This window comes from Weissella koreensis KCTC 3621 (assembly GCF_000277645.1).
Map to the genome: position 1 here is coordinate 1 of NZ_AKGG01000004.1, position 24,901 is coordinate 24,901.

At 35.2% G+C, this 24,901-nt stretch carries 22 protein-coding genes and 1 tRNA gene; 17 read left to right on the top strand and 6 right to left on the bottom strand.

The genetic code is table 11. The features are described 5' to 3' along the window. Positions 1 to 197 precede the first annotated feature (197 nt). The 5 genes from JC2156_RS00185 to JC2156_RS00205 form a co-directional block, all read right to left on the bottom strand. Positions 198 to 2,246, bottom strand: a complete 2,049-nt coding sequence (locus JC2156_RS00185; protein ID WP_006844832.1) for a glycoside hydrolase family 73 protein — start codon at positions 2,244 to 2,246, stop codon at positions 198 to 200. Positions 2,247 to 2,549: 303 nt separating this feature from the next. Beyond that, positions 2,550 to 2,622: transfer RNA gene (locus JC2156_RS00190), tRNA-Lys, on the bottom strand. Positions 2,623 to 2,705: 83 nt separating this feature from the next. Continuing rightward, complete coding sequence (locus tag JC2156_RS00195; RefSeq protein WP_006844833.1) at positions 2,706 to 3,944, bottom strand: aminopeptidase; 1,239 nt, start codon at positions 3,942 to 3,944, stop codon at positions 2,706 to 2,708. Between the two features lie 56 nt (positions 3,945 to 4,000). Beyond that, positions 4,001 to 5,851, bottom strand: coding sequence for an FAD/NAD(P)-binding protein (locus JC2156_RS00200; RefSeq protein WP_006844834.1), 1,851 nt, complete (start codon positions 5,849 to 5,851; stop codon positions 4,001 to 4,003). Positions 5,852 to 5,853: 2 nt separating this feature from the next. Continuing rightward, positions 5,854 to 6,519 carry an NAD(P)H-hydrate epimerase gene (locus JC2156_RS00205; protein ID WP_006844835.1) on the bottom strand — a complete coding sequence of 222 codons (666 nt, stop codon included), beginning with the start codon at positions 6,517 to 6,519 and terminating at the stop codon, positions 5,854 to 5,856. Between the two features lie 140 nt (positions 6,520 to 6,659). Here JC2156_RS00205 and JC2156_RS00210 point away from each other — a divergent pair, with 140 nt between their 5' ends. From JC2156_RS00210 to JC2156_RS00260, 11 genes are all read left to right on the top strand, one after another. Beyond that, positions 6,660 to 7,001, top strand: coding sequence for a hypothetical protein (locus JC2156_RS00210; RefSeq protein ID WP_006844836.1), 342 nt, complete (start codon positions 6,660 to 6,662; stop codon positions 6,999 to 7,001). Positions 7,002 to 7,112: 111 nt separating this feature from the next. Next, positions 7,113 to 7,805 carry an MIP/aquaporin family protein gene (locus JC2156_RS00215; RefSeq protein WP_006844837.1) on the top strand — a complete coding sequence of 231 codons (693 nt, stop codon included), beginning with the start codon at positions 7,113 to 7,115 and terminating at the stop codon, positions 7,803 to 7,805. A gap of 357 nt (positions 7,806 to 8,162) precedes the next feature. Further along, positions 8,163 to 8,648, top strand: coding sequence for a phosphatidylglycerophosphatase A family protein (locus JC2156_RS00220; RefSeq protein ID WP_006844838.1), 486 nt, complete (start codon positions 8,163 to 8,165; stop codon positions 8,646 to 8,648). Beyond that, entirely contained in the window at positions 8,641 to 9,636 is a 996-nt protein-coding gene (locus JC2156_RS00225) for an asparaginase (protein WP_006844839.1), read from the top strand. The genes JC2156_RS00220 and JC2156_RS00225 overlap by 8 nt, the downstream gene beginning before the upstream one ends. A 60-nt stretch (positions 9,637 to 9,696) precedes the next feature. Then, on the top strand, positions 9,697 to 10,038 hold the full coding sequence (locus tag JC2156_RS00230) for a YdbC family protein (protein WP_006844840.1): 342 nt from the start codon (positions 9,697 to 9,699) through the stop codon (positions 10,036 to 10,038). An 81-nt stretch (positions 10,039 to 10,119) separates the two neighbouring features. Continuing rightward, positions 10,120 to 10,821: a response regulator transcription factor gene (locus tag JC2156_RS00235; RefSeq protein ID WP_006844841.1), complete on the top strand. Its 702-nt coding sequence runs from the start codon at positions 10,120 to 10,122 to the stop codon at positions 10,819 to 10,821. Continuing rightward, complete coding sequence (locus tag JC2156_RS00240) at positions 10,818 to 12,017, top strand: sensor histidine kinase (protein ID WP_006844842.1); 1,200 nt, start codon at positions 10,818 to 10,820, stop codon at positions 12,015 to 12,017. Before JC2156_RS00235 ends, JC2156_RS00240 begins: the two co-directional genes overlap by 4 nt. A gap of 150 nt (positions 12,018 to 12,167) precedes the next feature. Continuing rightward, complete coding sequence (locus JC2156_RS00245) at positions 12,168 to 12,506, top strand: hypothetical protein (protein WP_006844843.1); 339 nt, start codon at positions 12,168 to 12,170, stop codon at positions 12,504 to 12,506. Positions 12,507 to 12,689: 183 nt separating this feature from the next. Beyond that, positions 12,690 to 14,837, top strand: a complete 2,148-nt coding sequence (locus JC2156_RS00250) for a cation:proton antiporter (RefSeq protein WP_006844844.1) — start codon at positions 12,690 to 12,692, stop codon at positions 14,835 to 14,837. Between the two features lie 111 nt (positions 14,838 to 14,948). Then, positions 14,949 to 15,266, top strand: coding sequence for a thioredoxin (gene trxA / locus JC2156_RS00255; protein ID WP_006844845.1), 318 nt, complete (start codon positions 14,949 to 14,951; stop codon positions 15,264 to 15,266). Between the two features lie 196 nt (positions 15,267 to 15,462). Continuing rightward, positions 15,463 to 16,020, top strand: coding sequence for a DUF805 domain-containing protein (locus JC2156_RS00260; protein ID WP_006844846.1), 558 nt, complete (start codon positions 15,463 to 15,465; stop codon positions 16,018 to 16,020). A 201-nt stretch (positions 16,021 to 16,221) separates the two neighbouring features. On the opposite strand, the gene cbpA is transcribed toward JC2156_RS00260, so the two are convergent. Continuing rightward, complete coding sequence (cbpA, locus tag JC2156_RS00265; RefSeq protein WP_006844847.1) at positions 16,222 to 16,869, bottom strand: cyclic di-AMP binding protein CbpA; 648 nt, start codon at positions 16,867 to 16,869, stop codon at positions 16,222 to 16,224. Between the two features lie 422 nt (positions 16,870 to 17,291). Here cbpA and pth point away from each other — a divergent pair, with 422 nt between their 5' ends. The 6 genes from pth (at position 17,292) to tilS (ending at position 24,867) form a co-directional block, all read left to right on the top strand. Next, the gene (gene pth / locus JC2156_RS00270; RefSeq protein WP_006844848.1) at positions 17,292 to 17,858 is read left to right on the top strand and encodes an aminoacyl-tRNA hydrolase; all 567 of its coding nucleotides are present in this window, start codon (positions 17,292 to 17,294) and stop codon (positions 17,856 to 17,858) included. A 70-nt stretch (positions 17,859 to 17,928) separates the two neighbouring features. After that, complete coding sequence (gene mfd / locus JC2156_RS00275) at positions 17,929 to 21,447, top strand: transcription-repair coupling factor (RefSeq protein ID WP_006844849.1); 3,519 nt, start codon at positions 17,929 to 17,931, stop codon at positions 21,445 to 21,447. Continuing rightward, positions 21,419 to 23,020, top strand: coding sequence for a putative polysaccharide biosynthesis protein (locus JC2156_RS00280; RefSeq protein ID WP_006844850.1), 1,602 nt, complete (start codon positions 21,419 to 21,421; stop codon positions 23,018 to 23,020). Before mfd ends, JC2156_RS00280 begins: the two co-directional genes overlap by 29 nt. 18 nt (positions 23,021 to 23,038) lie before the next feature. Next, positions 23,039 to 23,308 (top strand): RNA-binding S4 domain-containing protein, encoded by a 270-nt coding sequence (locus JC2156_RS00285; RefSeq protein WP_006844851.1) that lies wholly within the window; start codon positions 23,039 to 23,041, stop codon positions 23,306 to 23,308. 81 nt (positions 23,309 to 23,389) lie between these two features. Next, positions 23,390 to 23,788, top strand: coding sequence for an FtsB family cell division protein (locus JC2156_RS00290; RefSeq protein ID WP_006844852.1), 399 nt, complete (start codon positions 23,390 to 23,392; stop codon positions 23,786 to 23,788). A gap of 68 nt (positions 23,789 to 23,856) precedes the next feature. Next, positions 23,857 to 24,867 carry a tRNA lysidine(34) synthetase TilS gene (tilS, locus tag JC2156_RS00295; RefSeq protein ID WP_006844853.1) on the top strand — a complete coding sequence of 337 codons (1,011 nt, stop codon included), beginning with the start codon at positions 23,857 to 23,859 and terminating at the stop codon, positions 24,865 to 24,867. Positions 24,868 to 24,901: the final 34 nt, after the last annotated feature.

The window sequence follows — 24,901 nt, forward strand, 5'->3', positions numbered from 1 at the left end:
TATAAGATTAAAAAAACTGGTTGGAAAATTTAGTACTGAACCAAATTTTCCAATCAGTTATAAAAATACACATAGTTACTGTATTCATGTTTAATTTATTACTTTTGGGATATATCGAATGATCTAAAAATAATAATAAAATAAGATTAACTTAATATACTTATTAGATATTATATAATATCATGAACTTACGTAATTTATTTAATATTATTATCCGATGATTTCGAACTAGTTTGAACAGTTGATGAGTTTTCAGATGATTTTGAGTTATCTATATTATCGGATGAAATAGAACTATTCTTGTTAAATGTAGATGATTTATTTTGTTGGCTAGTTAATTCATCAACGATAATACGATTATTTGAAAGATCATAGGTTAAATCCTGTTCAGCAACATGATCATTATGGGTTCCATTACTATAGCTAATATAATATTCATAATTTGAGCGATCATGATTTTTAATTTTTACTGACTTTATTGTTCCGATGGTTCCCCGTCGGTTTTGAAGGAGGTATCCATTAGTTTCATATCCGGCATTATTAATGATTTTAACTTGTTGTCCCGTCTTAAATTTAGCCGTAGGAGCTATCTTTAAATCTTGCTCCAAAACATGATCGTTATGGGTTCCATCGCCATAATCAACATAGTAAGCAAATTTTGAGTTTGAGGCTGAAGTTTTTTCTAATGACCGAATAGTTCCAATCCAATTTTGATGATTTCTTAAATTATAACCATTCGCCTCGTTAGTGGCGTTACTATTAATTTGGACTTGTTGCCCTACTTTATACTTAGTTGTAATGTTTATAATTTGACTTGAAAGATCCTGTTCAGCAACATGGTCATTATGAGTTCCATCGCTGTAGCTAATATAATATTCATAATTTGAGCGATCATGATTCTTAATTTTAACTGATTTAATGGTTCCAATTGCGCCTCGTCTATTCTGAAGGGAATACCCATTAGTTTCATATCCAGCATTAAAGGTGATTTGAACTTGTTGTCCCGTTTTAAATTTAGCGGCGGGAGCTACCTTTAAATCTTGCTCCAAAACATGATCATTATGGGTCCCATCGCCATAATCAATATAGTAAGCAAATTTTGAGTTTGAGGCTGAAGTTTTCTCTAATGACCGAATAGTCCCAATCCAATTTTGATGATTTCTTAAATTATAACCATTCGCCTCGTTAGTGGCGTTACTATTAATTTGAACTTGTTGCCCAACTTTATATTTAGTTGCAATGTTTATAATTTGACTTGAAATATCCTGTTCAGCGACATGGTCATTATGGGTTCCATCGCTGTAACTAATATAATATTCATAATTTGAGCGATCATGATTCTTAATTTTAACTGATTTAATGGTTCCAACAGATCCACGTCGATTCTGAAGAGGATACCCATTAGTTTCATATCCGGCATTAAAGGTAATTTGGACTTTTTGTCCTGTTTTAAATTTTGCTGCGGGAGCTGACTTTAAATTTTGTTCCATAATTTTATCATCATGAGTTCCATCACCATAATCAACAGAATAGGTATAACCTGAATTTGAGGTGCTTGTAGATTTAACGGTTCCAACCCAGTTGAGATGCCTGCGTAAATTATAGTTATTAGCCTGATTTGCGGTATTGCTAATTTGAATTTGTTGCCCGACTTTGTATTTAGCAGGTGTAACATTATCAACAACTTTATCAAATTTATTATATTGAATAATGTTAATCAGTTTTGAACCATAGCCTGGATCAGTAGCGTATTTACCATTCAAAGCATTGGCTGCAGCCTGATATGACTTTGCGTTTTCTTTCCAAGATCCAGAATAGAAAGCATGGTTCCATGAAGTCCCATTTCGAATCAAGCTCCCATTATCATTCATTGATTCTGTTGGTGATGGATATTTTCTAAATTGGGCATCTACATAATAAATGTTACCATTCGCATCATATTCAGCTGTCCGCATCGTGACAGATTGGCCATTATAGGTTCCCTTGATTCCAAAATAATTATTAGCTTGTGTAGCAAGATCTGATTTCCCCCATCCTGATTCCAAGGCAGCTTGAGCCATCATGACTGAACCCCAAGTATTATAGCGAGTAGAAGCAGACTTAACGCCTGTTTTAACGCGGCTAATAAAATCTTGAACGTTATCAGCTGAAGCGGTTTGATGATTAGTAATGGTACCAAAAGTACCAATTGTAGTTATTGTGACACCAATTGATTGTAATATAATTTTTTTAGTTGAATCTTCCATCGGAAAACCTTTCTTAAAGAGAACTGAAGAGCATAAAAATAATAATTATTTTTGGAATGATATAGTATAAGTTTATCAAATTATAGTGTGATTTAATTGAAACAATTAGATTACTATTATTTTAGGTCTGTTTTTTCGATTGGTAGACTTAAAATAAGTATCAAATATTTGTGATGATAATAAACATATAGATTATTTTTTAATTATAAATCATTTTATGATTCATAATTGTGAAATTAATGTGAATAAGGGTTAAAACAAAGAAAAAGCCGTTCCTGAATTTCAGGAACGGCTTTTCATTAGTGGACAGCCAGGGGTTCGAACCCTGGACCTACGGATTAAGAGTCCGTTGCTCTACCAGCTGAGCTAGCTGTCCATATCTGTTCGTTGAAGTAACTCAACAACAGATATAATCATAACAAAATATTTTACACAATGCAAGGATTAATTTTTAAAAAGTTAAATCCAGTTACCATTTTCAAAAATTGGCGTGATTGTACCATCATATTTAATACCAACAACGTTCATATCAGCCGATCCCATCATGAAATCAACATGAATAATTGAAAGGTTTTCACCTTTATTTTGACGTTGTTCATCAGACATTTGAGTTCCGTTATTAATATTAAACGGGTAAGCAGCACCTAAAGCGAGATGATTGGATGCATTTTCATCAATCAAAGTATTATAAAAAATAATTCCTGATTGGGAGATAGGTGAGGGATTGGGTACTAATGAAACCTCACCCAGAGACTTAGCTCCATCATCAGATTGGATTAGATGTTGTAAAACATCTTCTCCTGAGCTAGCGGTAGCTTTGGTTACTTGACCATCAACGAAAGTTAGTTCAATGTCATTGATTAAAACACCTCCGTATGAAAGTGGCTTGGTAGCTTTAACAACTCCGTGAATATTACGATAATCAGGTGCCGTAAAGACTTCTTCAGTAGGAAGGTTAGCTGTAAAGTAGTTCCCTGATTTATCAAAAGAATCAGCCCCTTCCCAAACATGATCTTGAGCCAATCCAACGGTTAGGTCGGTTTGATTTGAAGTGAAATGTATTTCTTTGAAATTTTCTTGATTTAACCAAGCAGCTTTCGTTGATAATTTTTTAATATGTTGTTGCCAAGCGACAACTGGATCATTCTCTAAAGTGATACGATTGAATTCAAAAATTTTATTCCATAGCTGGTCGACCGCTTCAGATAAATTAACATCAGGAAAAACTTTATGGGCCCATTTAGGGCTAGAAGCAGCGACAACCACCCATGATAAATCATTATTCATAGTGGCATCCATTACTGGTTTTTTAGCATAGGCTAAGGCTTTAGAATAATTGGCAACATCATTTTGATTCAAATCACCTAGGGCATCTGGATCTTCTGAAATAATACTGATACGTGCAGTATGCTTATCAGCAATTTCTTTTGCACGAATCGTTGTTGAGGTTGGTACAATTGATAATTTATCGGGATCACTATGCTTTATTAATTCATGGGTTAGATATTGATCATTCCATTCAATTTGAACTTGGGTGGCACCTTTTTGATAGGCGGCATCTAGAACGAGATGAGCTAATTTTTGTTGATCAATAGCAGCATAGATAATAACATCTTGACCAGGTTGAACATTAACGCCAATTGAAATGATTAAGTCAGCGTATTTTTTAAGATAACGATCTAAAGTTAGCGTGTCCATAGTTTCTCCAATTCAAAAATATATATTCAATTTAAACAAAATGATGAAGGTTAAGCTTATAATTTGGCAAAAATTGTATTAGCAATATTTTCCGCATCTTGTAAAATTTTGTCATGAACGTTTGGTCGTGGTGAAAAAGTAGTAAACCATGACCAACCTTCAGTGGTAACTCCCCACATTCTTAATCCAGGTATTTCTTGGTTTTGCTGACTAACTAAGGTCATATTGGTTCTGTTAATCATCGCACCGCCGACTTCAAACGATGTCCCGTCAGCTTCTTGATAAGTTTTAGTACTGATTAATTGGTCTTTAACCAAGTTTTGAACTAATGGATTAGTACTAGTGTTCATATTGATTCCATGTAAACGAGCTTCTACCAGTTGAACGGCGGGATACTGGTTGCCAAATACATCGGTGGCAACAAATTGATTTTGTTGCGTTGTGATTTTAATTTGAGGTCCCGTAATTGTTAAAATTCCAGCTTGCATTAAGGCGTGCATTTGCTCAACTCGTAAAACGGGTGGGCCAACTGAAATAATATTATTAAATGGATTGAATTCACGCAAGAATTTAGGGTATTCCTGATCATTTAGATAATTTGTGAGGACATAGTGCCGAATAACACTACGAATATCACGTAAAATATCAAAGGCCCCAGCATATGGTGCATCGACATTCCCCTGTTTAGCATCATTAATATCCCACTTTAAATATGAAATAAAAGCTTCTTGATAATTTTCGGCAGTTGCATCGGTAAAGGGATGCAAGATTAGATCCCAATCCATGATCAACTCTTCGGGTAATCCCCATTCATGCGCCGTAGTATCAATATCATTAGAATTAGCTAAAGCGTCCAAAAACTCTTTGGCATTAAAAGGCCAAGTTACCGCTAAATCACTGATAATATTCAAATAGTGTTTATAACTAATTTCTTTTTTAATCAATTTCATGAAAAAGTCAAAAGTAACTTCTCCATGATGTTGCTCCGCAAAATGATCTAAAGTTGCGGGGGTAAAGAAGCGAGGTTGATAACCATTTCCGCTGATTTTTTGATTGGTTCCACGGGCGTGCAGAGGAATTCCGTGACGAGATCCAGCAATTATTTTTGGTTCTTGTCCGGATGGTTGATAAATCAACTCCGCATCTTGGTTGCGAATGAATTTACCACCTCGACCAATCGTTAATTTAGCTATGTAATCAAAGAAACTGAGTCCTAAACCACGTAAAATAACAGGCTCATTAGATTTAATTTGTTGTAGATTAGCTTCTGAAGGATGACCTGCTGGTACATATGTTAATTGCTTATCTTTGGCATAATCAGCTAAATTAATTTCTTCAAGACTCTGTGACTGGTCCACATGGCCTAAAGCCATGACTACTTCATCCGTAGTGAAATTTTGACCATCTTTAATTGTGATATTAAATTGTTTTGAAGCTAATGGATGAACTTCAGTCACTGATTGTTGAATAAATTGAATGTGAATGTGTTGTGGCAAATCGGTTAATAACTGATCATAGAACCATTTAGTGTAGACACCAAAAAGGGCTCGTGAACTAAAGCGATTAGGATTGATTTTAGCAATTTCGTCAAAAAAAGATTCGGCATTCATGAAATTATTCTTTTGAATATATGCGATTCCGTATTGCTTAGCCCATTGATAGAAATTGGGACCTAAAATTACGGGGGCATAAGTTTGAATGGTGTCATCAGTAAATAGTGTCAACTGAGAAGTGACCGTGTTCATTAGAAAATTAGGGTCTTGTTCAACACGCCAAACGCGTCCACCAATACCAAAGGGATCAATTATTTTAATGTTAGTTGCTTGTGAAGATTGATTGGCATGGGCAATTAGCCGAGGCAACAAAGCTAGGTTTCGAGGTCCTGCCCCGATTAAAGTAATATTCATTATTAATTCTCCTCAATCTCAGGATTAAATTGATGTAATTCAGTAGGTGAATAAATTCCAATATCTTTTACAAATATTGATCCAGAACGTTTCACCCCTTCTCCTTGTAGTAGTCCCGTTTTAGGGTAAGCAAAAGTAACCGTTGCAGTGGCTCGGATAGCAGACCCCATGATCTCACCAGTAGTTGCATTAATTCCTGAGGGGACGTCAATGGCAACAACGGGAATATTAGCGGCGTTAACTCGTTTAATCATTTCACCTAATTTGATGGGAACTGGTTTTGAGAGGCCGATTCCAAATAAAGCATCAACGATAACGGTGTATTGACGGAAGTCTTTGACCCTATTAACAGGGTTTAATCCATATTTTTTAGCAACTTCTAATTGAATGGCGTTATTATGTGCGGCACGATTTTCGTCACCAACAAAAAGCAAATCAACAGGGACTCCTTTTTGCATTAATAAACGAGCTAAGGCAACACCATCGCCACCGTTATTGCCTAGTCCAGCGATAACCAAGACTTGTGATAGGTCAAATTGACCAGCTCCTAAGACTTCGATCCCAGCCAAAGCGGCACGTTCCATTAAAACAAGGGACGGAACGCCAATTTCATTAATAGTATATTGATCATATTGTTGCATTTCATGCGCTGTAACTGCATCTGTCATTTGTAATCTCCTTTTCAATTTAAGATAATAAGTACCATTATACATTAGAATTTTGTTAAAATTATTAATGACCTGAGTTTTATTAATGTATTGTAATAGAATAAATGTTATATTTGTCGACATTGAAAGAAGGAAATAATATGGATAATATCAATAAGATTCCAGAAACGATGGAAGAAGTTCAAACTCAAGTTGTGATGATGCAACAAACAGGGTTTGAAGTTGCTGAAGAAGATGTGATTAAGGAATCAATTAAAAATGGGTTCCAATCATTATTGGATGAACGAATGTCAGGACATTATTATACAGTTCATTGGAACCCAGCCTTTACTGGATTAGATGTGATTGGCTTTGGCGAAGAACAAATTGGTTTAGTAGAACCCGTTGACAATCAGTTGAGTTGGGTGGAACAATTCCGCGCCAATGCTGATGCTATGTGGTTTAATTTAGATGAAGCTGCTGGAAAATTAATTGGTCGGTAAAAATACATCAAATTCACTTATAATTTGGTGATCCAAGTTAAATTTAAGGTGTATGGTATAATATAGTTTTAAGAGCTATTATATTTTTAATATTAAAAGGGGGATTTTTAAATGCGTAAATATATTGCAGAGTTTATTGGAACAATGATTCTGGTTACTTTTGGTACTGGTAGTGTTGTCTTCGGAGGAACTTCATTTGGAGCAATGCCAATTGCCTTGGCCTTTGGTTTTGCCGTAATCGTTGGAGCTTACGCCTTTGGTAATATTTCAGGAGCACACTTCAATCCAGCTATTTCTTTGGGAATGGCAATCAATAAGCGGATTACTTGGCGCGACTTCCTTGGTTACATTGTGGCCCAAATCTTAGGTGCCTTTGTTGGTTCAGGTATCGTAGTTTCATTGATGTCATCATTGAGTGCTACAAAGAGCCAAATGGTTATGACTGGTTTGGGGGCTACTAATTTCCAGTCACCAATTACTGTTTTGGGAGCTACTTGGATTGAATTCATTTTGACATTTATCTTTGTCTTGGCAATTATGGCCATCACTGCTCCAAAAAATGAATTGGGACAACAATTTGCTCCAATCGCAATTGGATTGACTTTGACTGGATTAATCGTCTTAGGTGTTGGTTTGACTGGAGCTGGTTTGAACCCTGCTCGCTCATTGGCACCAGCTGTTATCTTGGCCTTCATGGGAAGTACTGGAGCCTTGACTAACATGGCAGCATATATCATTGGCCCATTGGCTGGTGGAGCACTTGCTGCTGTTGCTGCAAAGTACTTGTTGAAGACAGAAGACTAATTATATTAAAAGATATATGCTAAAATTTTCTAAGAGAATTAAATTAGGTTAAGCTTCAAATGAAGAACCTTTGAGCTTTAGAATGAATTTATAGAAGTTGAGACAGAATTGTTTCAACTTCTTTTTTATTAATAAGATTAGTAGTTGAAAGGCGTAAACGTTGTGTCAACTATGTTTAACAGCTATAGTTAAATTGTAACGCTGGTTAATGCATTTATTTTGATCTAGTTAGCGGTTTAAAATGAACCCTTTAACATTAGTTATTGAATAGCGTTAAATGGTAAAATGAAGTTAATAAATATTTTCAACATGTAAGTTGAAGGTATCGAATAAATGTGAGAACGAGGAGTTAGTAGTATGGACTTAGTTGAGACTGATAATTATCAAGTAGTAGTGGATTTGTTTGAAAAACATGGTGTAAATTTAAAAGATATTGCGGTCTTAGTACAGGCTGGACAAGCCGACTATATACCAGAGCTAACGATCGATGTATCGCTAGATAGTGTAAAACATGTTTTACGTAAAACTGAAGTTCAAGATGCTGTAATGACTGGGATTGCCCTTGATGATTTAGCCGAGGCGGGAGCTTTACCAGAACCTTTAGCATCTCGTATTAAAACTGATCATAAGACCTATGGAACTGATGAAAATATGGTCATGGCTATTTTGGGTGTTTATGGAACGATTTCATGGACTAATTTTGGCTTTTTAGATCGAACTAAACCAGGAGTAATTGGTCAATTAAATGACATTCAAAAAAATGGCGGACGCGTTAATACTTTTATTGACGATTTGGTAGCGGCGGTAGCTGCAGCAGCGGAGGCACGGATAGCACATGAATAAAAAATATTTAGTAATTACGACCGGTGGAACGATTGCATCAGCCGCCACAGAAAAAGGATTGGCTCCTAATATGTCAGCCGATGAATTAATTGCTTTTTTTAAACCAGAACCTGAGGTTGAATTATCAGTTTTAGATTTAATGGCCAAAGATTCAACTAATATGCAGCCTGAAGACTGGATATTGATTGCGCAATCAATCCAGGAACATGCAGAAAATTATGATGGATTCATCATAACGCATGGTACTGATACAATGGCATATACTGCTTCAGCTTTATCATATCTTTTATATGGGTTTGACAAGCCAGTAGTATTAACGGGTTCACAAATTCCATTGGGAATGCAATATACTGATGCAGAATCAAATTTACAAGATGCATTATTATTTATTCATGATACCGAATTAAAGGGTGTCTTTATTGTCTTTAATGGCTTAGCAATGGTCGGGACTAGGGCGGTTAAGACTAAAACTCAAAGTTACGATGCTTTTGAATCAATTAATTATCCCTACGTTGCCCGGATGATGCACGGTAAGGTTAATCAATTATTCCAGCCAGAGCCTGAAACATTGCCACTTCAAACCAATAGTTTGTCCTTAGATACAAATATATTTATGTTAAAAGCCTTTCCTGGTATGACCGTAGATATTTTTGATTATCTGAAGACCCACGCGCATGGTGTGATTATTGAAAGCTTCGGAAATGGCGGATTACCATTTGAACGACGTAACTTATTGCCTGGAATTCAAAGTTTGACGGATGCAGGAATTCCAGTTGTGATTACAACCCAAATTTTGGAAGAGGGACAAGATATATCGTTATATGAAGTGGGTCAACGCGTAGTAGAGGCTGGTGGAATTACAGCTGGTGATATGAATACTGAAGCAATTGTTGCTAAATTAATGTGGGTTTTGGCTTACACGGATGATGTTGAAAAGATCACTAAATTATTGCAAACTTCAGTGGCGCATGACATGGGGTTTGTTTAGAACAGAAATAAACAATAAAGATCGGATAAAAACTTTTCTTGAGGAGAAGGAGGCAAATAAATGGCTGAACGTGGAAAGCTGAAGTTTGAGATTATTGAGAAGTTTGGAATATTATCTACTAGTAAATCTGGATGGAACTTAGAACTAAATTTAGTTCAATGGGGAGATAATCAGCCCAAGTTTGATCTTCGCTCTTGGAGCCCTGACCATAATAAAATGGGTAAAGGTGTAGGATTAACACATGATGAATTAAAGCAATTACAGCAGGTTTTACAAAATGTTTTAGGATCTGAAAATAAGAATTTGGTGACTAATTTTACACCACATTCTGAAGTAAGTAATTTTGAGGCAGATGATGATTTTGAAAATGATCGCCCGCAAGTAACTCGATTGAGTGATTAATAATTGATTTTATTAGTAAGATAATGAATGTTTTAAGGTTTGATTTGTAAGATAGAAGAAAAACAATTTAGGAGCACAACAATGGGAACTCAATCAGTAAAAATATTAATTATCGAAGACGACAAGGCTTTAAGTGATACGATCAAAATCACAGTGGATAGTTTGGGTGAAACAACTCAAATTTATGATGGTCAAGAAGGGCTCTTTGAAATTTTATCTGGAATATACGATTTAGTCATTTTGGATGTTATGTTACCGGAAATGGATGGCTTTACCGTCTTGAAGCGAGCCCGAGTTGAGTTACCTAAATTGCCAATTTTAATGTTAACAGCCAAAGATGATTTAGAAGATAAAATGCATGGTTTCAATCTTGGTGCAGATGAATATATTACTAAACCCTTCTATAAAGAAGAACTTTTAGTTCGTGCCAAAACTTTATTAAGACATGTTGGTTTAATCGGGGATGAAGGCTCTTTGAAAGTTGGAAATGTTGAAATTAGTATTGATAAGCATCAAGTAATGGTGAATGAAGAACAAGTTAATGTTCAGGGGCGTGAATTTGGGCTATTAGTTTATTTAATTCAGCATCAAGATCAAATTGTTACAAAAGATCAAATTTTTGATCGTTTGTGGGGTTTTGATTCTGAGACATCTTTGACGGTGGTCGAGGTGTATATGTCGAATCTACGTAAAAACCTTCGGATTGCTGGCGCAAATTTGCAAATTAAAACCTTACGAAATGTAGGGTACACCTTGAATGTCATTGATGAGGACACTTTATGATCGATAAAGTTACAAACAACGGTTTTTTTAATCGAATGCATCGATTAAGGAAGGCCATGTCAACACAAATGAAGGTAACCATCTTGATCGCAGTCGGCTTTACGGTGGTTTTCGGGGCTGTTGGTTCCTTCATTGGCAGGCAATTTAGAGAAGTGGTTTACAGTAACCCAATTATGCGGGTGAAGCAACCATTTGATTCTAATCAGGCGAATCTATTAAATAGTGGAGAAAATGTAATTAGTAATAGCTACTTACATGGACAAAAAGTATTTTTACCTAAAGAAAATCGAGTATATATTAAATATTTCAACCAAAGTTGGTATATGTTTTATAAACGCGGGACCATGGTTTCATACCAAAATATTGGGGTTGAACATGATATGGTGGAACGCTTTTCAAGTCGTTTATTATTGATTATGGGAACGTCTGAAGTTTTATTATTGCTTATGGCCTTTATTTTAGCTCGTACGAATATGATTCCAATCACGCGCGCATTAAAACAACAGCGCAGATTTGTGGCGGATGCGGCACATGAATTTAAAACGCCAATGACGGTAATTCAAAATAAATTGGAGACGATGCTTGAACATCCTAATGATTCAGTAATGGATCAAGTAGAAAATGTGGCTAATTCATTGACTGAGGTCAGACATTTAAACAAGTTAACAGCGGATATGTTGAAATTAGCACAGGCTGATGCAGAAGTGACGATGTTTGATTTTAAACCTACTGATTTAGTGGGAATTATTAAGGAAGTCAGTGAAATTTTAGAGATTCAATTTAAGGAAAAAAATCAAAATTTGAATTTTGAAATACCCGAGGAATTAATTATTGATGGGGATGGTCAAAGGTTAAGGCAATTAATTCTTAATTTAGTTGATAATGCACATAAGTATACAGACGAGAATACAACGATTACTATTCAATTGAAAAAATTACGTAGTACGGCGCGAATTAAAATTATTGATAATGGGGAAGGAATTTCAGCTGAAGATAAAAAACATTTGTTTGATCGTTTTTATCGGGTCGATAAATCACGATCACGAGCAAGTGGCGGTCATGGGTTGGGACTATCTATTGTGCAATGGATTGTAGAAGGGCACGGAGGTAAAATTAATGTTGAAGATACTATTCCGCATGGAACAACCTTTGATATTGCTTTACCATTAAGACATAAAAAACAACCGGATAAGTAAAAATAATAGACAAATATTTGGGTGGTAGTTATACTAATAACACTTAAATGAAGTAATTTAAGTAAAATTAATTGTAAAAAGGTGATTTATATAAATAGTTATAAGTTGAGAATTGTTGCAATATATAATCAGAAAAGGAAGGTAACATTAATGAGTCGATTTATGCAAGGGATGTTATGGCTGTTGTTGGCATGTGTATTACTTAGTGTGGGTATGCCAGTCTTTCACATCGCATTCGGCGTAATTGGTGTCATATTTAGAATCATAGGTTGGCTAATTTTAATTGGATTAGCAATAGTATTCTTAATTTATTGGTTTTTACGTCGAAAAATCAGGCAAACAATGGAAAATGGTAATCAAGCGAACTATAGCTATTATCAATTCCGTCAAAAAAGTGAAAGAAATAAGCAAAAAAATTCACAAGACATTTATAATAATGATTTTGGACATCCAGGGGTTAAAGATGTTACCCCCGATAATCAAAAATAATCATTTAGAGGCTGAGACAAAATGATCTCGGCCTCTTTGTTATGGAGTTAAAAAATCATTAATTACCGTATTCTAAATTTAATTTGTATAAGTTAAATTGAAAAAATACGCTAGTTTATAGTTTTAAAGGGATTTATCACACTCTTTTATTTTGTTGGAAATAATAAATTGGAGGTATTAGGAGTGTATTATATCGTAGCGTTATTAGTTATTGGGGTGGTGGGAACAAATATTGTTAAACAATTTATTCCTAAAATTCCTGAAGCGTTTATTTTAATTTTAGTTGGTATTTTATTATCATATACTAAAATATTTAATGGATTTGAATTAGAGCCAGAGTTTTTTATGGTCGCTATTATTGCGCCTTTGATGTTTGTGGATGGACAAAGACAATCAATTAAAAAAATTCGAGAACGATTTAGTTTGATTTTCGTACTATCAGTAGTATTGGCGGCCGCAACGGTGTTGATTGTTGGACTTATGACTAATTTTATCGAGACGAAGTGGACATTACCGATGGCGATTGCTTTAGCAGCCATTGTAACACCAACTGATGCAGTTGCTGTTAAGTCAATGACTAGTGGAAGTGAAATGCCTAGTGGAGTTGGTGAGGCTTTAGAGCTAGAATCATTATTCAACGATGCAACAGGATTGGTGATTTTAGATTTAGCCCTATCAGTCCTAGGTAATCAAAATTTATCAATTATTGGTGGAATTAACCATTTCCTTTTTGTCGCAATTGGTGGAATTTTAATCGGATTGATTGGTGGTTGGTTAATTGTCATGCTACGAGTTAATTTGAATTTTTGGGTTGATCAACCAGAAATTTCAATCATTCCAATCAGTCTTTTGACGCCGTTCGTCATTTATTTAATTGCCGAACATTTTGGCACATCTGGAATCTTGGCGGTAGTAGCTACGGGGATTATTCACAATTGGGAAGCTAATAGATTGCGATTGTCATCAACTCGAGTTCAAGTCAGCCAAAGTATTATCTGGTCAACAATTTCAGAAATACTAAACAGCGTTGTCTTTTTGTTCTTGGGGATTGCATTACCAGATGTCGCACGCAAGTTTTTCAAAATGGATAATTCGACCATTTTACTATTATTAGGCTTAAGCGGTATTATTTATGTAATGATGTTCTTAATTCGTTATATTTGGGCCCAATGGGAGCATGAAGGCTCAGCACAGATTTTATTTGGGGCAAACAATACAAAACAACATACCTTTTATTCAAAAGTCTTTGCAGTAAGTGGAATTCATGGAACTATGACCTTGGCCATGGCCTTTTCTTTACCTAAAGGAATTGGTGGTGTCGCTTTTCCATACCGTGAAGAATTAATCATTGTTGCCTCAATTGTAATTCTATTTAGTATGTTGGTTAGTGCGATTGTTTTGCCGATATTGTTACCGGTCAAAAAAGAAGATTATACAGCAGAGGAATTAAATCACTTCCGTGGTAAAATGGTCGATTTTGCGATTTTACAAATACGAGGACAAATTGAAGACCGTTCAGTTCGTGAAGCATTAACTTCACAACTTCTATCCCAAAAAGGTTGGGGTACCGCCAAGCGCGAAGTGGTTACGCAATTGTATCAAACTGAAATGATTGATATGAAAGATTTCGTGAGTGATTATATTCATAGTTCTGATGTGCGAAGTCGTTATAGTAAGCAAACGATTACAATTTATGAAAAGATGGTTGATCGAATTCGAACAAATGGAGATAAGCATTTACACAATAGATTAGGAAAAGTTCAAAGAAAACGGATGCGTCGAAATATTAAACATTTACTCCATGAAATTAAATGGCATGCTCAACAGGATGTGAATGATCAAAGATCTCACTATGATTTTAGTCCAAAACAAAAACGCCAAATTAAACAGAATCGTGCTAAATATGAACAATTCAAAAATTTATCACGTCAAGAAATGCTTGATAATTGGAAAAACATGCAAAATGAGTTACTTGATTTAAACGAAGAAGTTGCTAAACAAACAGATCAAAAGATTAATGGAATTATGGAAGAGCGTCTTCGAACGGGACATGGGGATAATCAATCTATTGATATGGTTCGGAAGAGCATGGAAACGTTTTTCAACCGAATTCGCCGTGATTATAAACAAGCGGTGGAAGTGGATAATAATTTATTCTTACGTGCTTTTCAATATGAATTTACCTTTGTTCAACAGGGTGTTGAAGCCCATAAAATTCCACAGGCTTTGGCAGCAGAATTATATACTGAAATTAATGATGCACAAACTTTGCAAATTCAACGGGCGGGAGAAATGGAGCAGCGATCTGAATTGGTCGGAATTAGCATCTAACTAACATTTAGTAAGAAAAACTTGACGTTATAACTTAATTCCTTCAGAATAGAGGAAACAAATAGATGAACGACTTTTTGATGGAATAACCCATAATGGAGGAGTTTTATTATGACAGTAGAAGTAGTTAACGATCAAGATTTTGCACAAAAAACCGGTCAAGGTGTTTCCTTGGTTGATATGTGGGCGACATGGTGTGGACCATGTAAGATGCAAAGCCCAGTAATTGAAGCTGTTTCTGAGCAACATCCAGAAGTTTATTTTGCAAAGATGGATGTTGATGAAAATCCTGCCACTTCAGAAGAACTTGGAATTCAAGCAATCCCAACTTTGTTGATTAAAAAAGATGGTGAAATTGTTGAACGTTTAGTCGGTTATCACCCTATTAAACAAGTTAATGCTGTCTTGGCAAAGTATATTGATAATTAAATTTTTATCAAATGATACGCTTTGAATTAATTTTCAAGGCGTTTTTATTTCCTTATCAAATTTAAGTAGTTGGAGGATTATATTGAGTTCAACAAAGTCTTATTAAGTGGTGGAAAGCTTTTAACTTGTAGGCTCAAATAATGTTTATTTAATTATCATGTTAAGATAATATATATCATATTTAGGGGGTGATTGAATGGTTTCTTTTTGGCAAGCATTTAAAAATTATTGGCGTCGTGGGTTTGATTTCAAGGGACGATCAACTCGGGCTGAATTTTGGTGGATGGTTTTATGGGCCATTATTGGTCTTGTGATATTATTGGGCGGATTAGCTGGTTCGATGTATATGTTAGTACATCATGCTGGAACTAATCAATTTGAACGATTAATCTATAATAATATTATAGGATTCTTTGTTTTGACATTGGTGATTGGAATTATTTTGATTATTCCAAGTACAGCTCTAACAGTTCGTCGTTTGCGAGATACCGGATTAGATACTTGGGTTATCTGGGTTATAGTTATTTTGAATTTTATTCTTGGACGTAATGATATGTTATGGAATAATTGGTGGGAAATTTTAATTAGTATTTTGACCTTACTAGTATCATTGATGATGTTCATAGGCTTGATAATGGAATCAAATTCTTTGAATTTTCATGGTAAAAATTTGAAGCAACCAGCAGTTAAGGTTGAAATTTTGTATCCAACACAAATGAAGGCAAAAGTTCTCCAACCAAAACAAAAAGATTAAATATAAGAATTAATTGTAAAGAGACTTTAAGCGGTGCTATGGGCGACTGTTTAAGGTTTTTATTTTTTAAACAATAATAAAAAAGGTCGGAATAAAATTCCGACCTTTTAAAATTTTGATTACTTTAATATGAACTATATTTTATATTATGATAAATTCAATCTTTAAATAAATTAATCACCATTATTTTAAATTTTATTCTTAACTTAAATATGATTGCTTATTAAGGTCTTCAATTGATTCTAAGCGGAAACCTTTTCGCGATAATAATTTGATAATTTTAGAAAGCACATCTTCATCAACTTGATTTGGTAGAGTAAAAATAATCCGGTGAGTTAGGGCATTTTGATCGGGATCTAGAGAAACAGCGCTGGAAATAGTCGAATAGCGAGAAACATATTTGGCAGCCCGTTCTAAACTACCGCGTTCTCCATCGGTTAGTAAAGTTAGCGTGTATCGCCCTTGTTCAGTTTGCCAAGATGAAGCTAACATATTCATCATAGATGAATGAGTTAGAATTCCAATGAAATTATGATTTTCATCAATAATGGAGATAAAGGGTAGATCTTGAAGTGCAAAAAAAGTTTCAAAAAAAGTTGCATCAATTTGGATGAATTTAGTCATGTTACGCATCACAGAAGTTACTGGTTGGGTAAGGTCTCTTTGTTGCGCTTGGGCTTGGTAAATATGCATTTTATAAATAACACCACGAAATAATGTTCCAGTAGTATCTAAAATTGGAATAGCTCGAAATGAGGTAGTCTCAAAAATTCGGAGAGCATCTTCCAAGGATGCATCTTCGGAAACTGTAACTAATTCATCTTTAGATTTAATAAGTGATTCCAGCATATTATCCTCTTTCTCTAATCTTAATCTAATAATTTTAACATGGAATAGCATAAAGTAAAAGAAAGCATCATGAAAATAAATAATATTTTAAAATTTGTCAATGATTAATTTTAATGAGGTACAATTTAAGCTGATTTATATTTGAATCAAACAATGACGAATAACTTTAGAGCTAAGTTAGAAGGCACATCGCATAGGATAGAATGGTACAATATTAAGCATATAATCTTTTTAAGCTTGTCCATTTAAAAGAACGACTAAATTTGAATGTACTTGATGATTTGTTTGGGATTTTTCAATGGAAGTTAAAATAAATTTAAGTAAAATAATTATTTATATCAGAAAATTTTAAATTGGGCAAAAGTTTAATGAAAATAGAAGTTAAACAATAAAAATCAATGGGATAGTGAGAAGATAATAAAATGAAAATGATTGTTGGTTTAGGAAATATTGGAAAAGAATATGATCAAACGCGGCACAATGTCGGGTTTATGACCATTGATGCATTTGCTCAAGAATTAGGAATTAAGTTTAAACAGGATGGACCACATCATGCTTTTGTGGCTGAAGGTTGGATTGGGACAGACAAGGTCCTTTTAGTTAAGCCAACAACGTATATGAATTTATCCGGTGAAGCGGTAGCTCCTTTAATGAGCTACTATAATCTAGCTATTGAAGATATTTTAATTATTCAAGATGATATGGACATGGAATTAGGTCGCTTAAGGCTACGCACTAAAGGATCTGCAGGGGGACATAATGGAATTAAATCAATTATTAGCCAACTGGGGACTCAAAGCTTTAATCGATTAAAGTTTGGAATTGCCCATCCAAAGCATGAAAAGCAAGCAGTGATTAATTTTGTGCTGGGTAAATTTAATAAAGACGATGCTATTACAGTAGATCAAAGTATCGAAGTGGCTAAAAAAATGATGCAGGATTTTGTCCAAGGGCAACCCATGGATCAATTAATGAACCAGTATAATTAAAAGGCCATGCTTTTAGAAAATAATGATTCTTATTAGATAGACGAATAAAAATGAATAAAGAGATTTTAAGATGAGACTATCAGAATTTTTAACAGATAATCAAAAATATAATGATTTACTACAAGATCTTGAACAAGGGGGGCATCATGTATTAACTGGATTAACCGGAAGCGCCCGTTCGGTTTATTTAAGTGGCTTGAATCAATCATTAAAGCAACCTATGTTATTAGTGACCGATAGCCAATTTCATGCACAACAACTAACAGAAGATCTAGTAGGTCTACTCGATGATGAGCAAGTTATTTATTTTCCAGCGGAAGAAACGTTAAGTGCGCAGATTGCACTTTCTTCATTGGACACGATGTTAGCTCGTATTACGGCTTTAGAAAAAATTAGACATGCTAAACAACCAATTATTGTGACCGGTTATGCAGGATTGAATCAGGTTTTACCTAGTGTTAATCAATTTGAAAATGCGGCCATTACCATCGATTTTGAACAAATTTATCAACTAGATCAATTGCAATCTATGATTAATACCATGGGATATCGACGAGTTGATGCCGTTAATTCTCCTGGTGAGTATTCATTGAGAGGATCGATTATTGATGTTTACCCATTAAATTATGAAAACCCGATTCGGATGGATTTTTTTGATACCGATCTAGATTCTTTACGTACTTTTGATGTAGAGACGCAAAAAAGTTTGGAACAATTAACGACGGTGCAATTATTGCCAGTGACTGATTTAATCGCTGACGAACATGATTTGAAACAGGCGCAAACAAAATTGAATTTAGCCTTGACCACTGCCAGAGATAAATTAGATGGTGCAGCTAAACGACATCTAACAGAGGCGATGCAGCCATTGTTAACAGCCTTAGAACAAGGAACAATTGTACCTGAAATACGACAATATTTGGCATACCTGTATCCAGATCAAACGACTTTATTGGATTATTTACCAAAACAGGGGATTGTGGTCTATGATGATTATCCTCGAATGATGGAAAATGCTAGGCAAGCACAAATTGATGCAATGGATTGGTGGACAGATCGGCTTGAACAAAATAAAGTTCTACCTAATTTTGAGCAAGGGCCTGATCTGGAAAAACTAGTACAAAAAGATCAACATGCTAATTTGATATTATCCCCCATGGGACGTGGCGTGGGCAGTATTAAACAAGATTCGTTAACAAATATGGTGATTCGGCCTACTCAGCAATTCTATAATCAAATGCCAATGGTGCAAGCTGAAGTTAGTCGATGGCAGAAACAAAATTATACGATAATATTTTTAACAAATACCTTAGAGCGACAAGATAAATTAGAACAAACTTTAAATGATTTTAAGGTACCAGTTAATACTGTTGATATTGATAAACTGGTTCCTAATCGCACACAATTAACGACTTTACCCTTACACGAAGGGTTTGAAATACCGTTATTAAAGTTAGTTGTCTTAACGGAAAAAGAGTTATTTAAAACTATTACTAGAAAAGCTCCTCGTCGGCAAACTTTAAGTAATGCTGAACGCATCAAAAGTTACAATGAATTAAAAGTGGGCGATTATGTTGTTCATGTGAACCATGGAATTGGAATTTATGAAGGAATTACCACCTTAGAAACTAAAGGTATTAAACAAGATTACATTACAATTCAATATCGTGGATCAGGTAAAGTGTTTATTCCGGTTTCGCAACTAGATTTAGTGCAAAAATATGTTAGTGCTGGTGAAAAAGCGCCGAAACTAAATAAATTGGGTGGGACTGAATGGGTTAAAGCTAAACGTAAGGTTGCTGCACGTGTTGAAGATATGGCTGATGAACTCTTGCAACTATATGCTGAACGTGAGGCGAAACGTGGCTTTGCTTTTTCCAAAGATGATTCTGAAGTGGAACGGTTTGAAGCTGCTTTTCCGTATCCTGAAACGAATGATCAATTACAAGCAACCAACGAAATTAAAAAAGATATGGAAAAGATTCAACCCATGGATCGCTTATTAGTTGGAGATGTTGGTTTTGGAAAAACTGAGGTAGCTTTTCGGGCTGCCTTTAAGGCGATTCATGATCATAAGCAAGTTGCGATGTTAGTACCAACAACGATTTTAGCGGAACAACATTTTGAATCAATGCAAATTCGTTTTGATGATTTTGACATTAAAATGGCGATGTTGTCACGTTTTCAGTCGGCTAAAGAAGTGAAAGATATTATTCAAAAACTTAAAAACCATGAAATCGATATGGTCGTTGGAACACATAAATTATTAGGTAAGAATGTTGAGTTTGCGGATCTTGGATTATTGATTATTGATGAAGAACAACGTTTTGGTGTGAAGCATAAAGAGCGATTAAAACAACTTAAAACAGATGTGGATGTGTTGACTTTAACTGCAACCCCAATCCCTAGAACTTTGAATATGGCTATGGTGGGAGCCAGGGATCTATCAGTTCTAGAAACGCCCCCAGCAAATCGTTTTCCAATTCAAACATATGTTATGGAGCAAAATGGTCGCGAAATTGCTATGGCAATCGAGCGGGAAATGGCCCGTGGTGGACAAACATTTTATCTACATAATCGTGTTGATGACATTGAAAAGACTCGATTATACATTGAAAGTTTAGTACCAGATGCAAGGGTAGCAATTATTCATGGACGTCTGACTGAAGTTCAACTGGAAGGGATTTTGTTTGATTTTATTCATGGTGATTATGATGTGCTAGTTACAACGACCATTATTGAAACTGGAGTTGATATTCCTAATGCTAATACTTTAGTGGTTGAATCAGCTGATCGGATGGGCTTGGCCCAACTTTATCAAATTCGTGGAAGAGTTGGTCGCTCAAATAATTTGGCCTATGCATATTTTATGTATCCAGCTAATCGAACGTTAACGGAAGTCAGTGAACATCGATTAGAAGCGATTCGTGATTTTACTGAACTAGGATCAGGCTTTAAAATCGCAATGCGAGACCTTTCAATTCGTGGAGCTGGTGATCTATTGGGGTCACAACAGCATGGATTTATTAATACGGTCGGTTATGATCTATATACGCAAATGCTTCAAGAGGCGGTTGCCGTTAAGCAAGGTAAACCAAAAGTTGAAGTGAAAGCTGATGCAGAAATTGATCTTGGAATTGAAGCTTTCTTGCCAGAAAGTTATGTTCCAGGTGGGGCTCCTAAGATTGAACTTTATCAAAGAATTAGTCGAGCACAGTTAGCTAATGATTTGACTGAAATTGAGGAAGACTTATTAGATCGGTATGGAGAATTACCTTTAGCAGCACAACGTTTGCTCACAATCGCTGAATTAAAGCGTTTGGCTGATCAAGTTGGGATAACTAAAATTTCTCACGATAAAATACGTTCAGAAATTATCCATGTGATTTTCAATCCGAAAACTAACTGGGATCAAGTTGATTGGTTAACAGCTTTGAAACAAGGCCATTTAAGAGGACAAGCTATTTCAATCCAACCGGCACAAATTGATATTATTATTCAACCTAATATGACGGTAGATGATTGGTTAAGCGGATTAAAAATCTTTTTGGAGGCCTTTAATGCAACCTACGAAAAAGAATCAAAATAATAATTTACTGGCAGGAGCAGGTTTGTTAACGCTGACCGGTTTGATTGCCAAAATTTTAAGTGCTCTATATCGAATACCATTGCAAAATTTAGTTGGTAACAGAGGCTTTTATGTTTATCAGCAAGTTTATCCGATTTATGGAATCGGTGTGGTTTTGGCCTTGAGCGGATGGCCCTTAGTGATTTCTAAACTAGTCAGTGAGCAACCTGATGGTGCTCATGCTCGGTTTATGGCTCAGCGGTTGCACCATTTATTAACATTAATCAGTTTAATTATTTTTGGTGGTTTAATTTTTGGTGCGCCTTTGATTGCCAAAGCAATGGGAGGTGATGTTGGTTTGACCCCCGTCATCAGGGCGGTCGCTTGGATGTTTTTATTAATGCCTTTGTTAGCGACAACACGGGGATATTCCCAGGGACAATTTGATATGGTCCCTACGGCTATTTCGCAAATTGTTGAACAAATTGTTCGAGTGGGCGTAATTGTATTCGTTGCTATTTGGGCTAACCAGCAGCAATGGTCGGTTTATAAAATGGGAACTTGGGCCATGGCTGGTGCACCAATCGCAACGATTTTTGCGGCTCTATTTATGTTTAAAAAATATCGAGAAATTTATATAATCAACCAAGTAGATCAAGCAAATTTTATGCAGGCTCCTCAATTTAAGTGGCGTATTTTAGCTCGTAGAATGTGGCAAGAAGGAAGTTTGTTAGTCTTAGTAGCTGCACTATTGGTTTTATTTCAATTAGTAGATGCCTTTACGGTTAAATCAAATTTAGTCCTTGGTGGAATGCATGAAGCTCAAGCGGAGAATTTAAAAGGCGTCTATGATCGAGGTCAACCATTAGTTCAATTGGGAATGGTATTAGCTACCAGTATTGGTACCACATTGGTTCCAAATTTACGGCATTATTTTGTGACAGCCCAGACTGAAAAATTTGAAAAAGATTTTGCTAGTTCAATGAGACTTTCTATTCTTTTAATCATTGCAACGACGGGTGGAATGTTGGCGGTGTTGCCTCAATTAAATCAAAGTTTATTTGGTAGTCGAGAAGGTACGCTAGCACTAGGGATTTATTTATTGTCAATGTTACCTGCTACATTGATTTTAGTCCTTATTACAATTTTACAAAGTATGAATCGGACTCGAAATTTAATGATTTCTATTCTTATTGGAATATTCATTAAATGGGTTATGAATGATGTACTAATGCATTATATGGGATTAAATGGGGCAAGTTGGTCCACAGTCCTAGGATTGACAGCAATTTTAGGATATACCATTTGGCGGGTCCCAAAGAAGTTATGGGCTCAATTAAATTTGCGTCAACTATTGATTAAAGACTTAGGATTAAGTGGAATTATGATGTTTGTAGTTTGGTTGACTGAAGCTATGTTAGAAGCATGGTTAGGTGATCAAAGAATGACTGTTATTTTGATTTTAATGCTGGGCATACTATTTGGTATAATAGTATTTGTCGGTGGTGTTTTGAAATGGAAAATTTTGAAAATCGATGAAATAAATTTATTGCCAAAAGGTTCGAAAATTATTGAAAAAATTTATAGAAAATAAGAATGAGGTAAAAATAAAATGCGACTTGATAAATTTTTAAAGGTTTCACGTTTGATTAAGCGGCGATCTGTGGCGAAAGAAATTGCAGATCAAGGACGAATCACGATTAACGGTAAGGTAGCGAAGTCTTCATCTGATGTTAAGAATGGTGATGAGTTATCAATTAAATTTGGAAATCGTTTAATGGTTCTTGAAATTGAACGTATTATTGAAACGACTAAAAAAGAAGATGCAGAGCATATGTATAAAATATTGCGTGAGGATGCTTTACAAGATCAAGGTGAATAGTTATAAAATTATTAAGATTTATTAATAATTATCGACTGCCCCGGTTGAACATGTAATGATAACGTTACCAGTAGTTTAATTTTGACCGGAGGAACTCGATATGGTCCAACGTATTCAAAAAAAAATAACATTCAACCATTGGATCCGGCTGGAGCACGTTTTATTCAATATAATTCGGAGAAGCAACGGATTCATATGCGCCAAGTACATCGGCGACGCGCTAAATTGATTTACGGAGTTGCAGGTATTTTTTGTAGTGTAATTATGGTAACTGGGGTTGGAAATTACTTACAATTAAGGACAGCTGAGGCCCGAAGTTTAAAAGTAGAACAACAAGTTGAAAAAGCTAAAAGCGAAAATAAACGTCTAGTTAAGTTAAAAAACAATTTACAAAATGAAGATTATGTTGAACAATATGTTCGGCAACATTACATGTACACCAAAAAAGGTGAAGTTATCTTCAATTTACCGGATAAATAAATATTATAGAGGTCTGGATTATTTTCCAGCCTTTTTTATTAGAAAGGGTCAACTAAAGGAGGTTAGGGATGGTTCAGCCAAAAACAATGAAAATGCAACTGATTAAAAAATTACAAGCGGCTGAATTGTTTAATAGCAGTGAACATGTAGTGGTTGCTCTATCAGGTGGGTTTGATTCATTACATTTAGCAACGTGGCTAACAGATGGATCCTTACCTCTTACGATGCAACCAAAAGTCAGTGTAATTTATATTAATCATCAATTAAGAGCTGATGCTGCTGAGGAAGAAGCATTTGTTCGAGAGTGGCTTGATCAAAATAAGGAACGGTTTGTGCATACAGCCATACAACGGATGGATTGGGCAGAAATTCCACAACACGGAATTGAAGAACAAGCTCGTGAGCGTCGTTATGTGCTTTTGAAGCAACAAGCATTGAAGTGGGACACTAATATTATTGTGACAGCTCATCATCAAGATGATCAAGTCGAAACGATGCTATTTAAACTTTTACGGGGCTCTCATTTACAACAATTAATGGGGATGTCCATGCGTCAAATACGGGATGGATTGGATTTAAGACGACCATTCTTAGGCCTTTCAAAAGCAGAGCTACCTAAGTTAGTTGAGAAACCAATTTTAAAGGTAATCGAAGATAGTTCTAATTATGATCAGACCTATGCTCGTAATCGACTGCGTCAGAGTATTATTCCAGAACTAAAGCAAATAAATCATAAATTTGCTCCCCATTTGTTAAAAACGATGGATCAATTAGGGACGCTCTTAAAGTTGGCTGATCCGATTTTAGATGCGCAGGCTCATGAGATTGAAATGGGAACCTTTGATTGGCAAGCAATTGAAGCAGATGTACAAATATTAGTTTTACAAAAATGGATTAATCAGCAGCAAGAATATGAAATTAAAGATCAACAGTTATATCAGATTATTAAGTTGATGCAAAATCCGAATGTAAATCGAGGATCCGTCCAAATTTCTCATGATTTACAAGCGGTTCGTGATAAACGTCAATTAACCTTACAAAAAGTCATAAATCAATCAGTTTTAATTGATAATTCATGATAAAATAAAAGGGTATATTTAAAAAAGATAGAAT